Here is a 12010-nt window from a genome sequence, read left to right as displayed (position 1 = left end):
TGAGGATGGCGTGGCCGAAATGTTCCCGCTCCAACGGGGCGAATTGCTTGGGCCGCTTCCAGGCGGCGAGGGCAACGATGATTCCGGCGAACGACACCGCGTTGATGGCAAAGGCCGCCGCGGGTCCGGACACGGCCACCACGACACCCCCGATCGCCGGTCCGATCGCTCGTGCGGCGTTGCCCGCGACGCTGCCCAGGGTCGAAGCGGCCGGTATCTGCGCGCGAGGGACGACCTCGGGCTGGATCGCCTGCCAGGCCGGCCCGGCCAGTGCGGACGCGCAACCGATGGCCACGGTGAACGCCAGCAGCGACGTCGGGGTCATCCGCCCGAGGTAGGTCAGCACTGCCAGCGCCAAGGCGACCAGCACCGCGTAGGACTGCAGGACAAAGAGCAACCGCCGCCGGTCGAACAGGTCGGCGAGTACGCCGGCGCAAAGACCTAGCAGCAGCGTCGGTCCGAGGCTCGCGGTCTGCACCAGCGCCACGATGACGTCGCTGCTGTGCTTTTCCACCAAGAACCATTGGGCCGCAACGCTTTGCATCCATGTCCCGACGTTGGACGCCAGCTGCGCGATGAACAGGCTGCGGTACACGCGGTTGCGGAGCGGTGCCCATGCCGACGGCTGCTCAGCCTCGGCGCTCTCCCGATCCTGAATCACCATTGGATCTGCGGGCCACCACCGTGCTCGAACCGCATACCACAGCGAAGCGCATCGGCGGCCACACACGCGAGGGGGTCGGCGAATACCAACGGCGAGCCGAGATCGACCTCTGGCATGACAGAACGCCTTTCGCGTGGTAGCGGGATTAAGAGTCTAAACCGGGCCCCGCACACCCGCCACGCGAAGCGTTAGCCGTCTCGATGGCGCAGCAGCTCGAACCAGTTGTGTGGAACCCGCCCGCGCGGCCCGGGAACCGACTGATCCTCGGGGCGGCACTCGGGCGGCGCGAGCTCGGGACCCTCGTAGTAGTCGTTGGCCTCGTAGTTCCAGAACCAATCCTCGCCCGGCTCGAATGACCGGATGATCGGATGCCCGGTCTGCTGCCAGTGCTTGGTCGCATGGCGAGAGAACGAGTCGTCGCAGCAGCCGATGTGCCCGCAAGCCGCACAACGACGCAGGTGCACCCACCAACCGCCGGTCGCGTCGCACTCGAGGCAGCCCACGCCGCTGGGCGGTACCGAAGGGTCGACAGGAGCAGTCATCGGCGCCCCCTCCCTCGTGCATGGCAGCTGTTAGCGCATCTGCGCGGGGATGCTACCCGCTTGTCCCTGCGGCCGGCATCACGTTTGCTGCGATACTTTCCACGTGCGTTCCGAACAACTTGGCCGCCTCCTGATGCGAGCCGCGCCCCTTTTCAATGCGCCGATAGCCGCGCTGGCCAACTCCCGCCGCTTCGGCGGACTGCTCAACCGCAACATCACCATGCTGACCTACACGGGTAGACGCTCCGGGCGCACCTTCAGCATCCCGGTGTCCTATCGACGTAGCGGGAACGAGATCGTCATCGGCGTCGGCATGCCCGAGGCGAAGACGTGGTGGCGCAACTTCCTGAACACCGGCGGACCCCTGACCTTGCGCCTCGACGGGGCCGATCGCGCTGGACATGCCGTCGCCAAGCAGGATGAAAGAGGACGCGTAACCGTCACGGTGCGGCTCGCCGAGGCGCATTCGTGAACTCCACAATTCCCAACCGGGCGAACCGTCGTGGGCGGCACCGAGCGGAAACTGCTTCACGACAGGGTGTTTGAGTCCTCGGAGGTCGAAAACTGTTTGCCCGTTCGCGCCAGATGCCGATCACGCCAGCCTGGTTCACCGCAGCACTGAATCACAGGCCGGACCACGTCGACGTGGACGTCGACGGTTGCCGCATACATCTGCGCGTCTGGGGTGATGCCCATCAACCGCCCGTGGTCCTCGTCCACGGTGGTGGAGCGCACTCGGGTTGGTGGGATCACATCGCGCCGTTCTTTCTCCAAACCCATCGGGTGATCGCGCCGGATCTTTCCGGGCACGGGGACAGCGAAGCCCGTGGCAGCTACGACTTGCGAACGTGGGCAAGCGAAGTGATGGCGGCCGCCGCGGCCGCGGGACCCGCAGGACGACCAACCATCATCGGCCACAGCATGGGCGGTTGGGTCGTGTCCACGGCGGCGATGCACTACAGCCCCCAAATCAACAGCATGCTGGTGATCGACTCCCCGTTGTGGGAGCGCGCCCCGGAGGAAGGGCGGCTGCGCAGGCACAAGCACAACCAATACCGGACGAAAGATGAGATCCTGGCCCGCTTTACGGCGGTGCCCGCACAGGAGTTGCTCCTGCCCTACATCCGACAGCACATAGCGGCCGAGTCGGTGCGCAAAACCGACGAGGGCTGGATCTGGAAGTTCGACCCGGCGATCTACGGCGGTGAATTTCTCGAACCGACACCGGCCGACGAGGAGTCGCTGGAGACCATGCTGGCCGCGATGCGTTGCCGGGTAGGCTATTTGCGGTGTGAGGCCGGGCTGGTGCCTCCCGCGATGGCCGAACGCATCCGTTCCCTGCTTCAGCTGCGTGGCCCGTTCGTGGAATTGGCCCTGGCCGGCCACCACCCGATGCTGGACCAGCCACTCCCCCTCGTCGCGACCTTGCGGACCCTGCTTGAATTCTGGTCGATCACTTAGGGTTTGACTCGTCTATGCATTCCAGAGAGGGGCCCGCATGCCTGAGATGCCTAGTGTCGGTTCGTGGCCGTCGGCGTTGCCCGCAGTGCAGGTCCGGGTGGCCCGACCCACGGCCCAGCTGCAGCGGATAGTCCGGTTCTACCGGGACGTGTTGTCGCTGCCCCAGCTGCATTCCGCGGATGACGGCGAATGGGCGGTCGTCATGTTCGGACTGCCCGGCGATCAATACAACCTTGAATTCGTCGCCCATCGCGACGGTATCGACGGAACCGCGCCGACGCGGGAGAACCTGCTGGTGTTCTACTTCAACTCGGCTGACGATCAGCAAGCGGTCGCGAGCAGGTGCCGCGACGCGGGAGCCGAGCAGGTCGTGCTCGACAACCCGTGGTGGGCCCGCAATGGGGCGATAGCCTTTCTCGACCCGGACGCGTGGACGATCGTCCTGATGCCGGCGCCCGTGCCCTTGGCGCACGCGGGGCGTTAAGCCCTGGCGCGGCGGGCCAGTTTCGCGGGTTGGTCGATGATGAGGGCCTTGCCCTGCTGGCGGATCCATCCGCGTTGGGTGAAGTCGGACAGGGCTTTGTTGACGGTTTCGCGCGACGAGCCAACGAGTTGGGCGAGTTCCTTCTGCGTGAGGTGGTGCTCGACGAGCACCGATCCCCCGCTGCTGGTGCCGAAACGCATTGCCAGGTCCAGGATTTGCTTGGCCACCCGGGCGGGGACATCGGTGAAGATCAGGTCGCACAGCGTGTTGTTGGTATGCCGAAGCCGGCGCGCCAGCACCCGCAGCAGCTGCTCGGCAATTTCGGGGCGTTCGACAATCCATGTCCGCAACGCGCGACGGTCCATCCTGACCGCTTCCACCTCGGTCAGGGTGATCACCGTGGAGGTCCGCGGGCCGGGATCGAAGAGCGCCAGCTCACCGAACACGTCCCCGGGACCCAGCACCGCGAAGACGGTTTCGCGACCGTCTGTGGTCTGATGGCGGATCTTCACCGCACCCGACAGGATGACGTAGAGGTCATCGCCCAGCTCGCCCTCGACGAAGACGGTGCGCCGGCGCGGAAACGACACGTGCTCCAGGTGGCGAGCCAACGCCTCGACCGCATCGGGAGCGATCCCCTGGAAGATGCCGGCTCGCGCCAATACTTCGTTCACGCCGCCCCTTTCAACGCGTTTCGCACGGCGTTGCGCGCGCTAGGCGCTGCTCCAGAGTGGGGGCGTCTTGGCTCGCTGTCCAGACTTTACACCAGGCCCGAGATTCGTAACGCGGCAGGTCAGGCCGCGGGCTGGACGTGCAGCGACGCGCCGTTGAGTGGGCGGAGCGGGCCGCTTATGCCGCCGACGTGGTGACGGTCGACGCGATGGTCACCTCGGAGTACAGGTTTCCGCATGCATCACAATCGACCTGATACTCGAGCTTGTGGTCATCGCGTTCCAGAAACCGGTACTGCGCCCACGCCATGCAGCGGGGGCACCGCGCACGACCGTGCTCGATTGCCATTCGCTAAACCCTTCACTCGCCGAAGACACACTGGAAGTACCCCGTGCCAAGCCGGTCTAACCACCGAGTGTCGACTGCCCATGGACGCCGGGCCCGGGACGGCGTTCGGCCCTAGTAGTTGAGCCCCGAAAACATGATCCGGCCGGGATCGTATTTCTGCCGCACGGCGCTCAGCCGCGATAGGTTCGGGCCGAAATAGCGCGAGGGCGACTGGTTGGCCTCGATGTAGTTGACATAGCCGCCGACCGAATACTGTTGCACGGCTTGATGTGCCGTGGTAAGCCAGTTGGTCGCGGCCGCGGGATCGCCCGTTTCCACATACCACTGCACCAGCGCCGACTGGCGCCGCCACGGAAAAGCGGTGGCTCCGGGCGCCACCGTGGCGAGGGCACCGTCCAGCGCGTGCATGATGGCCAGCATGCGCCCGGCGCCGCGGGGAAACGCATTGACCGCCGCGGCGATCCCCTGCGCCACGCCCGCGTTGACGGTGGTGAAGACGTCTGATCCACCGACATAGCCGAGCGGTGACGGGTTGAGATTGCCGACGGCCAGATAGTTCACCAGGTCCAGGTAGTTGAACGTGTGGTTCTCCGTGCCCGACGGCTGCAGCCCCACCGCCTGGGTGATCGCGGCCGCGGCGCTGTTGCCTGACCCGGCCGGGCAGGTCGCCAGGATCCGGCAATGCACACCCATCGCGTCGACGGTGGCGTCCGCCAACGCCCAACTGTTCTGGTCGGCGGTGCGCAACCAGTTCTGCCAACCGACGAGGACCTGCGCGAAGGACTGCGGCGGGAAGTTGAGGTTGACGACGTCGACGTCTTTGGTGGGAAACGTGGCGAAGGTCAGGGAGGTGGTCACGCCGAAGTTGCCGCCACCGCCGCCGCGCAGCGCCCAGAACAGGTCGGGATTGCTGGCGGCGGACGCGGTGACCGCTTGACCGCTGGGCAACACCACCGACGCCGACGTCAGCTGGTCACAGAGCAGGCCGGCATGCCGGGATTGGGCCCCCATGCCGCCACCGAGCGCATGCCCGGCGGCACCGACTGACGGGCAGGTACCGGTGGGGATGCCCCGACCGGCAGCGGCCAGCGTCCGGTGCATCGTGTACAGACTCGTGGCCGGCGTCACCGTGACCTGTCCCGTCGCGGCGTCGTAGTTGGCGTCCCCGGGCAGTTGGCGCAGGTCGAGCACCATGGTTCCGTTCGCGGTCGACGCGCCGATGTAGGAGTGTCCGCCGCTGCGGGGGGCGACCTTCAGGTTGTGGGCTGCCGCGAAGGCCATCGCCTTCTGAACGTCGGCCGCCGATGTCGGGGTGACGACCGCCGCCGGCGTCGACCCGTTGTAGTTGGTGTTGAAAACCTGCTTGGCTCCGGCGAATTGGGGGCTGTCCGGAAGCACCACCTTCCCGCCGAGGGCCGTGGACAGCCCCTCCCAACCTGTGGGTCTCGGGTCGGCCGCCACTCGGGGTGCGCCGAGGACCGCGCCGGTGGCCAACGCCCCGACGGCGCCCCGCAAAAATAGCTGCCGCGAGATCTCACGCGCCATCGTCGGGCTCCCGCGATTGCCTCATGCCTCGAATTGTCAACGACGGCAAGCGTGGTGCCGCACGACGTGTCGGGGGGTGATCCAAACGTGCTCGAACCGTTACCCGGCGCCTTTGCCGTTGTCGACTCGATAGACCGCGCCGTGGATGGCGGCCGCGGCGTCGCTGGCGAGGAATGCGATGACGTTGGCGACGTCGAGGGGTTGCATCATGCCGCGCGGTGAGGCCGTGCGCATGATCAGGTCGTAGTTGGGATCGTCTGGCGTGCTGAACTGTTCGATCTGCGGCGTGAGCATTCCGCCTGGACATACCGCGTTGACGCGCAAGCGGTCCGCGGTGTATTCCACGGCCAACGCGCGGGTGAGGCCGATCAGGCCATGCTTGGCGGCGCAGTAGCCGGCCGAGTAGGCCTGGCCTTCGACGCCGGCGATGGAGCTGACGTTGACGATGTTTCCACCGCGCTCCAGCAGGTGGGGCAGGGCAGCCCTGCACAGGTAGAACGGTCCGTTGAGGTTGACCGCAAGGTCCTGTTCCCAGTCGTCGTCGGTCAGAGACTCGGTGCGGCGCATCTGGTGTCGCCCGGCGACGTTGACCAGGACGTCGAGGCCACCGAAATCACGCACGCACTGCGCGACCGCGTCCCGGCAGGCATGCGCCGACCCGATGTCCACCGACGCAAACCCGCCGCTTTCGATATCGGCGAAGACGTCAGCCAGGCGCCGGGCATCGCGGCCGATGCCGAAAACCGTTGCGCCCTGCCGGGAGAACAACTTTGCGGTTTCTGCGCCGAGGCCCGACGACGCCCCGGTCACCAACGCCACTTTGTCTTGTAGTGCAGTCATGCCCGTTCCGTCCTTCTTGGCGACAGTCGATTCGGCAGACTACTTGGTGGGCTCTACCAGGACCGCAACCGCACCACGCTGCCGCGCCGAAGATGCGGTGGCGCAACTATTCTCATGCCGTATCTGGCGGCGATGTCGGAGACGATGCGCTCGGCCCGCACGCGTTGCCGGATGCGGCGCACGGCGATCATCGCGAGCAGGCCGATGGCCTGCCTGCTCAGGGCGATGCGGCTGGTTCGCTTCCTCCAGCTCGGCGGCGGCGAGGCCGCGCGCCGTCCCGCGTAGTAGCCGAGGCAGGTTGCCGTCGCGAGCGCGGCGATCACCGCGATTACCGTCACCTGTCGAGCGTCCTTCGTCGCCGTCGCGCGGAGGTCACGGGTGGGCTACACCTCGGCCACCAAGTCCCGGATCGGTGGGGCCGCTCAGCGCCGGAAGACGACCCACCTCATCGCGCTGTACATGTACACCGCTTCACAGCCGCCCGCCGCCAGGCGCGACAGCTGATAGTGCACGCCGACGGCCGCGAGCGCCGTGGTAACCCCGAGGATGAAAGCCAGATAGTTGACGGCGACCACCACGGCGTAGGTCAGCACCTGAGGCCCGACCGCGGCGTGGGACCGAAAGTTCAATACGCGATTGAGGACGTAGCTGAGTGTGAGGGCGCATCCGTAGGCGATCGTCACGGCGATGGGCACCGGAAGGGCGAGCCCGCTGCGCAAGCCCGTCAGGATCGTCAGGTCGAGGCCGAAGGTGAAACCGTTGATCACACAGAAGCCCACGAGCGTCGGCGCGACGACCGCCTTCAGGCCGAATGGCAGCCGGCCGACAACCGCCTCGCACCAGTTGTGGAACCGGCCGGCCACGCCTGAGTGGCTGGCCGAGGGTTCCGCTCGCACCTGAGCACGGTGACATGACCAGGTATCTATTGGGTGATCAGTTGGCCAACTTCGGCCGATCGCGCATCGTTCCTTTCGCTGCGGATTACGCCCTACGATTCGGAATGTGGACGAGATGCCCCACTACACCGGCCCGATAGATCCGGCGAACCGCAATATCTTTGGGGCATGCCTGTCGCTGATCGGGTTGGCGACGATGATGCTCGCCCTTCTGCTGCTGCTGACGGTCTCGAGCAACCACGCTTTGGCGTTCAAATTGGAAGCCGGGTTCTTTCCGCCGTCGTCCGAATCCGCGGTGCAATCGGCGCGCACCGAGGTCGTCATCGCGGCCGTGTTGATTGTCCTGTCGACCGCTTCGGCGATTACCGCGGTCATTTTTCGCTCGACCATCGCGTGGCGGCTCATCGGTGGCGTGACTCTGCTGGCTTTGCTCCTGGCCGGCCCCTTGCTCTGGGTCTGCTATGACATGGCCTTCTGAACCCGCGTTCCTGCCAATATGATTCGTGCTTGAGGCCCCAGACCTCAAGTCGCACAACTGGATTCGCCAAATACGATTAGCGGTCGGCACATCGTGGGGCTAGGGTCTCGCCCCATCAGCGGCCGCTGGTGACTAGCAGATGACGGCCGGGCCGCCCGTGAGGGGGCAGTAGGGAGGTACACAGCTCACCGACGTGGTTGAGACGGCCGAGGCGAGCACCAGCGCAAACAAGACTCTCGTAACCTTGTTCATGACTGGAGAGTGTACGTCCAGCCAGGTTCCTACAAGGGCGGTTCGGGCTTGAAACAACCGATGGTGGCTCAGCCGTAGCCAACCTATAGAACGATCCGCAGGAATCGGTCCCGCTTGTCAAAATGGCTGAGTGACGATGCTGCACGGAACACCGGCGACCGTTTTGACGGCCGTCGTTGTGGCTTTTATTGCCGGAAGTATGTTGCGGTCGCTTCACAACGTGGTTCGTCACGCACGTCTGCGCCAGGAGTATCGCCAAACAGTTCTGGCCATGCGCTGGTGGATGATTCCGGCGGCGATTGGCCAGCTCACCGTGGTGATTGCTGTTTACTTCGCGCTCGTGAACGTGTTCCCGCTGCTCAGTTGGGGTTGGTGGCGGATGCTGGGCAACAGCGGCAACGTCGGTCTCGCACAGACGGGGCAGAGCGGGTGGATCTGGGCAGTGGTCGGAGTCGCGGTGCCAATCGTCGTAGCCGCTCTGGTTCCGTGGGTGGCCCATGCCGAAGAGCTCGCGTTTCGCTATCGCGCTGAACAACAAGGTGTCCGCCGAAAAGTGACGAGGCAAGTCGTGTTCGGGTTGACTCATTTGTGGGCGGGGATACCGATCGCGGCTTGCTTAGCGCTGACTTTTAGCGGGCTGTACTTCCTGATGGTGTACCTGCGCGCCATTGCGACACTCAGCCCCGAGCTGGAGGCGGCGCAACAAATGCCTCAATACGAGCGTCTGCCGTCTCCTGCGATGCCCGACAATATGGATGAGAACCCCGACGCCTGGGCGGAATTGCATAGAGAACGTGAACAGGTGTGGACGGAAAATGAGCGCCGACGTAACGAATGGACTCACAACCTAGGTGAGCAAATATCAGCTAGGTATGACCGTGTTGATCAGGTGAGACGACGTGCCGTCGCCAGCTCCGCCGCTGCGCATGCGGTTAGCAACTGGGTGGTAATTCTGCTGCTGGTGTTGTTCCTCGCGTGGCGAGGACTAGTGCGCTAGCAAGAGTTGCGGACCATCGGGCATTCCGGCACAAAACGCTCTGCGAAATGCGCGCAACGCCCTCGGTGTAGGAGCCACTGAAACCGCAGTGTTCAAGGCTGACGTCAGGTCACCGGCGAAGTGGCTGAGCGACGTCGAGTGTCGACGGCCTCGGCCAGGGTCGGCCAGCGGTAACACACTCGGGCAATCTTGTCCTCCGCGTTGCGGCCTTCGGTGGCCTGATGTCGCCGGGTTAGTGTGCGTAGGTCGGCTTCCGTGAACAGGCCGACAGAAAAGTTGAGCAATCCATGACAGCAGCAACCGAAGCGTCGGCACTCGAAGCGCGGGTCGGCCACTACTACCGGATCGAAGACACTTACCAGGTCGGCCGCGAGAAACTACGCGAGTTCGCCCGCGCCGTGCAGGACTATCACCCTGCGCACTGGAAACTCGACGCCGCCGCTGAACTGGGATATCCGGACCTGGTGGCGCCGCTGACGTTCACGTCGGCCCCGGCCATGGCCGCCAATCGGCATTTGTTCGAATCGGTGGTCATCGGTTACGAGATGTACCTGCAGACCGAAGAAGTCTTCGAGCAGCACCGCCCGATCGTGGCCGGAGACGAACTGCACGTTGACGTCGAACTGTCATCGGTGCGCAGGATCGCCGGCAGAGACTTGATCACCGTGACCAACACGTTCACCGACACGGCCGGCGAGCGGGTGCACACCCTGCACACCACCGTCGTGGGCGTCACCGCCGAGGATGTCGATCCGGCGATCAGAAGCGTCGCGGAAAAGGTGATGATGCACGATGTGAACCTCGCCGGCATCGACTACTCCGAGGAGGACTACCAGAAGACGGTGCGCCCGGCGGACGAGGTTCAGATCGCCCACGCAGGCACCACCCGCACCCCGGGAACGCCGTCCTTCGATGACGTGAAGGTCGGCGACGAGTTACCGGTCCACCACGCGCGACTGTCGCGCGGCGACCTGGTGAACTACTCCGGTGTGGCCTGCGACGCCAACCCGCTCCATTGGGACGAGAACCTCGCCAAACTGGCGGGCCAGCCCGACGTGATCGCCCACGGAATGCTCACCATGGCGTTGGGTGCCGGATTCGGCTCGGCATGGTCAGGCGATCCCGGTGCGGTGACCCGCTACGCGGTGCGGCTGTCCCAGCCCGTGGTCGTGTCGGCCACCGAGGGTGCCGACATCGAGTACAGCGGCCGGATCAAGTCACTGGACCCGGAAACCCGCAGCGGAGTCGTGATCGTCGGCGCGAAGTCGGCTGGCCGCAAGATATTTGGCCTGGCGACGTTGAACATCCGTTTCCGCTGACGTGTGTTCGAGCTTGTAGATCTCACGGGTCGCTCACGCGGTGGCCCAGACCTTGGATGATCCCCTGGAGTCATTGGGTTCTCAATTTGCTGAGCTTTTCAAGTGCTCGCAGAAACACCCTGCGCTCCTCCGTCGTCAGCTCGCCTAGCCAGTGTTCTTCGCTGTGTTGAATTTCGGCTTGCACCGCGTTCTTGACCTCGCGGCCGGCTGGCGTGATTTCGAGCAGGCGGACCCGGCGGTCATCTGGGTCAGGCCTGCGCTCGATGTAGCCGCGCTGTTGGAGCTCGTCGAGCGTCGGGATGATCCGCGTCTTGTCCGCGCCGATGGCCTCCGCGAGTGCTGCTTGTGTGCGCACAGGCGACCGATCTAACGCATCCAGAACGACGTACCCCCACATGCTCACGTGGTGCGCGGCGAGGATCGGCATCTCCGCTGCGACGAGGTCCCTGAGCAGTGGATGCAGCATCGCCGCCAAGTCATCTCGCCGTGGTTTGGGTGCCATCAGCCAACTATAAGCGTTGTCAGATCATATGCACATGCATATGATCGGTTTATGCCTATGGACTTTCCGGACATTCGCCCTCTGCACCGCATCGCCGTGATGACCTCCACCAGCATCGTCGGCTCCGTGCAGCACGCTGATCTGAACGCGGCCACCCCATGTGCTGACTGGCAGTTGGTCGACCTGCTCGCCCACATGACCATCCAACACCGCGGATTCGCCGCGGCCGCACGGGGGTTCGGCAGTGAGCCCAAGGTATGGGACGCGGCATCTGTGAGGGATGCGGTCGCCGCCGACCCTGGTGCGGCCTACGCCGACGCAGCGAAGGACGTGCTCGCAGCATTCGCCGACGACGCGGTACTCGACGCGTCGTTCACCCTTCCCGATTTCGGGCCGGGCGCGAAGTTCCCCGGCGCGGTGGCCATCGGCTTTCACTTCGTCGACTACGTCGTCCATGGCTGGGACGTCGCGAAAGCGCTAGGGATGCCATTCACCCTTGCCGACGAGGTGGTGGACGCTGCGCTGCCTCTTGCTCTCCTCGCCCCAGAGGGCGAGGCGCGAGACGTCCCCGGCGCACCGTTTGCGCACGCCACCGATGGCCTCAGCCAGTCCAGCCTGGACAAGATCCTGCGCTACCTCGGTCGCGACCCCAGCTGGGCCGCGACATCGCGAAAGCGCTGACCCCACTACTAAAGGGGGCGACTTGGCGTAGGGCCGAGGAAACCTCGCCCCCGATCTCGTCGCCGAAGACCGCAACGGCCCCACCAAGACGGTGACCGTCGCGCACCAGCTGCACTTGTCGCGGTTCACCAACATGGCGCGGTGATCCGGTAACTCTTGTAGGTTCTGAGCTTCGACTGCAGCTCCTCACGTTCGGCTGCACCTGTGCAGCGCTGCGTGAGACAGGCGCGTGAAATTCGCAGCAATCGTCATCCGTTGCGGTCTTCGGCGACGAGATCGGGGGCGAGGTTTCCTCGGCCCTACGCCAAGTCGCCCCCTTTAGTAGTGGG

General features: G+C 65.1%; 17 protein-coding genes and 1 pseudogene. 8 read left to right on the top strand and 10 right to left on the bottom strand.

Annotated elements, in window-relative coordinates:
* The 3 genes from A5659_RS15270 to A5659_RS15265 form a co-directional block, all read right to left on the bottom strand.
* Positions 1 to 664: MFS transporter (locus A5659_RS15270; protein ID WP_156749235.1), on the bottom strand; the 664-nt coding region annotated here is incomplete at its 3' end.
* The gene (locus A5659_RS28830) at positions 658 to 780 is read right to left on the bottom strand and encodes a hypothetical protein (protein WP_255362945.1); all 123 of its coding nucleotides are present in this window, start codon (positions 778 to 780) and stop codon (positions 658 to 660) included. The genes A5659_RS28830 and A5659_RS15270, both read right to left, overlap by 7 nt.
* 72 nt (positions 781 to 852) lie before the next feature.
* On the bottom strand, positions 853 to 1206 hold the full coding sequence (locus A5659_RS15265; RefSeq protein ID WP_066861116.1) for a UBP-type zinc finger domain-containing protein: 354 nt from the start codon (positions 1204 to 1206) through the stop codon (positions 853 to 855).
* Positions 1207 to 1339: 133 nt separating this feature from the next.
* Between A5659_RS15265 and A5659_RS15260 the strand changes: the two genes are divergently transcribed.
* From A5659_RS15260 to A5659_RS15250, 3 genes are all read left to right on the top strand, one after another.
* Positions 1340 to 1678, top strand: coding sequence for a nitroreductase/quinone reductase family protein (locus tag A5659_RS15260; RefSeq protein ID WP_067138662.1), 339 nt, complete (start codon positions 1340 to 1342; stop codon positions 1676 to 1678).
* Between the two features lie 113 nt (positions 1679 to 1791).
* A complete protein-coding gene (locus A5659_RS15255) occupies positions 1792 to 2667 on the top strand; it encodes an alpha/beta fold hydrolase (protein ID WP_197498023.1) in 876 nt (291 codons plus the stop codon).
* Between the two features lie 37 nt (positions 2668 to 2704).
* Positions 2705 to 3151, top strand: a complete 447-nt coding sequence (locus A5659_RS15250; RefSeq protein WP_066861109.1) for a VOC family protein — start codon at positions 2705 to 2707, stop codon at positions 3149 to 3151.
* Here the strand turns inward: A5659_RS15250 and A5659_RS15245 are convergent.
* From A5659_RS15245 to A5659_RS15225, 6 genes are all read right to left on the bottom strand, one after another.
* The gene (locus tag A5659_RS15245; RefSeq protein ID WP_066861106.1) at positions 3148 to 3825 is read right to left on the bottom strand and encodes a Crp/Fnr family transcriptional regulator; all 678 of its coding nucleotides are present in this window, start codon (positions 3823 to 3825) and stop codon (positions 3148 to 3150) included. The two genes, A5659_RS15250 and A5659_RS15245, sit on opposite strands and share 4 nt — an antisense overlap.
* Positions 3826 to 4000: 175 nt before the next feature.
* Complete coding sequence (locus A5659_RS27775; protein WP_156748759.1) at positions 4001 to 4171, bottom strand: hypothetical protein; 171 nt, start codon at positions 4169 to 4171, stop codon at positions 4001 to 4003.
* A gap of 111 nt (positions 4172 to 4282) precedes the next feature.
* Positions 4283 to 5716 carry an FAD-binding oxidoreductase gene (locus A5659_RS15240; protein WP_067182207.1) on the bottom strand — a complete coding sequence of 478 codons (1434 nt, stop codon included), beginning with the start codon at positions 5714 to 5716 and terminating at the stop codon, positions 4283 to 4285.
* Between the two features lie 99 nt (positions 5717 to 5815).
* Positions 5816 to 6556 carry an SDR family NAD(P)-dependent oxidoreductase gene (locus A5659_RS15235; RefSeq protein ID WP_067182205.1) on the bottom strand — a complete coding sequence of 247 codons (741 nt, stop codon included), beginning with the start codon at positions 6554 to 6556 and terminating at the stop codon, positions 5816 to 5818.
* A 53-nt stretch (positions 6557 to 6609) separates the two neighbouring features.
* Positions 6610 to 6894 (bottom strand): hypothetical protein, encoded by a 285-nt coding sequence (locus tag A5659_RS15230; RefSeq protein ID WP_067022488.1) that lies wholly within the window; start codon positions 6892 to 6894, stop codon positions 6610 to 6612.
* Between the two features lie 84 nt (positions 6895 to 6978).
* On the bottom strand, positions 6979 to 7452 hold the full coding sequence (locus tag A5659_RS15225; protein ID WP_067182201.1) for a GtrA family protein: 474 nt from the start codon (positions 7450 to 7452) through the stop codon (positions 6979 to 6981).
* A 106-nt stretch (positions 7453 to 7558) separates the two neighbouring features.
* Here A5659_RS15225 and A5659_RS15220 point away from each other — a divergent pair, with 106 nt between their 5' ends.
* From A5659_RS15220 to A5659_RS15210, 3 genes are all read left to right on the top strand, one after another.
* The gene (locus A5659_RS15220) at positions 7559 to 7930 is read left to right on the top strand and encodes a hypothetical protein (RefSeq protein WP_067182198.1); all 372 of its coding nucleotides are present in this window, start codon (positions 7559 to 7561) and stop codon (positions 7928 to 7930) included.
* A 382-nt stretch (positions 7931 to 8312) separates the two neighbouring features.
* On the top strand, positions 8313 to 9179 hold the full coding sequence (locus A5659_RS15215) for a hypothetical protein (RefSeq protein WP_067022492.1): 867 nt from the start codon (positions 8313 to 8315) through the stop codon (positions 9177 to 9179).
* Between the two features lie 287 nt (positions 9180 to 9466).
* A complete protein-coding gene (locus A5659_RS15210; protein WP_067182193.1) occupies positions 9467 to 10498 on the top strand; it encodes a fused (3R)-hydroxyacyl-ACP dehydratase subunits HadA/HadB in 1032 nt (343 codons plus the stop codon).
* A 70-nt stretch (positions 10499 to 10568) separates the two neighbouring features.
* Here the strand turns inward: A5659_RS15210 and A5659_RS15205 are convergent, their stop codons facing one another.
* Positions 10569 to 11000 (bottom strand): MarR family winged helix-turn-helix transcriptional regulator, encoded by a 432-nt coding sequence (locus tag A5659_RS15205; protein WP_067182189.1) that lies wholly within the window; start codon positions 10998 to 11000, stop codon positions 10569 to 10571.
* A 57-nt stretch (positions 11001 to 11057) separates the two neighbouring features.
* Here A5659_RS15205 and A5659_RS15200 point away from each other — a divergent pair, with 57 nt between their 5' ends.
* Positions 11058 to 11681 carry a TIGR03086 family metal-binding protein gene (locus A5659_RS15200; RefSeq protein WP_067182214.1) on the top strand — a complete coding sequence of 208 codons (624 nt, stop codon included), beginning with the start codon at positions 11058 to 11060 and terminating at the stop codon, positions 11679 to 11681.
* Positions 11682 to 11742: 61 nt separating this feature from the next.
* A pseudogene (locus A5659_RS28975) lies at positions 11743 to 11826 on the top strand (hypothetical protein); the annotation flags it as partial.
* Positions 11827 to 12010: the final 184 nt, after the last annotated feature.

It is taken from the genome of Mycobacterium sp. 1165196.3, from assembly GCF_001673415.1.
GTDB lineage: Bacteria > Actinomycetota > Actinomycetes > Mycobacteriales > Mycobacteriaceae > Mycobacterium > Mycobacterium europaeum_A.
Note: the sequence above shows the minus strand (reverse complement) of the source record. Positions and strands in the feature narration are given on the sequence as shown.

Coding starts and splice junctions, on each gene's coding strand:
- A5659_RS15240 (WP_067182207.1), bottom strand. CDS start 5,716: ATGGCGCGTGAGATCTCGCGGCAGCTATTTTTGCGGGGCGCCGTCGGG.
- A5659_RS15260 (WP_067138662.1), top strand. CDS start 1,340: ATGCGAGCCGCGCCCCTTTTCAATGCGCCGATAGCCGCGCTGGCCAAC.
- A5659_RS28830 (WP_255362945.1), bottom strand. CDS start 780: ATGCCAGAGGTCGATCTCGGCTCGCCGTTGGTATTCGCCGACCCCCTC.
- A5659_RS15200 (WP_067182214.1), top strand. CDS start 11,058: ATGGACTTTCCGGACATTCGCCCTCTGCACCGCATCGCCGTGATGACC.
- A5659_RS27775 (WP_156748759.1), bottom strand. CDS start 4,171: ATGGCAATCGAGCACGGTCGTGCGCGGTGCCCCCGCTGCATGGCGTGG.
- A5659_RS15235 (WP_067182205.1), bottom strand. CDS start 6,556: ATGACTGCACTACAAGACAAAGTGGCGTTGGTGACCGGGGCGTCGTCG.
- A5659_RS15265 (WP_066861116.1), bottom strand. CDS start 1,206: ATGACTGCTCCTGTCGACCCTTCGGTACCGCCCAGCGGCGTGGGCTGC.
- A5659_RS15255 (WP_197498023.1), top strand. CDS start 1,792: ATGCCGATCACGCCAGCCTGGTTCACCGCAGCACTGAATCACAGGCCG.
- A5659_RS15210 (WP_067182193.1), top strand. CDS start 9,467: ATGACAGCAGCAACCGAAGCGTCGGCACTCGAAGCGCGGGTCGGCCAC.
- A5659_RS15250 (WP_066861109.1), top strand. CDS start 2,705: ATGCCTGAGATGCCTAGTGTCGGTTCGTGGCCGTCGGCGTTGCCCGCA.
- A5659_RS15205 (WP_067182189.1), bottom strand. CDS start 11,000: ATGGCACCCAAACCACGGCGAGATGACTTGGCGGCGATGCTGCATCCA.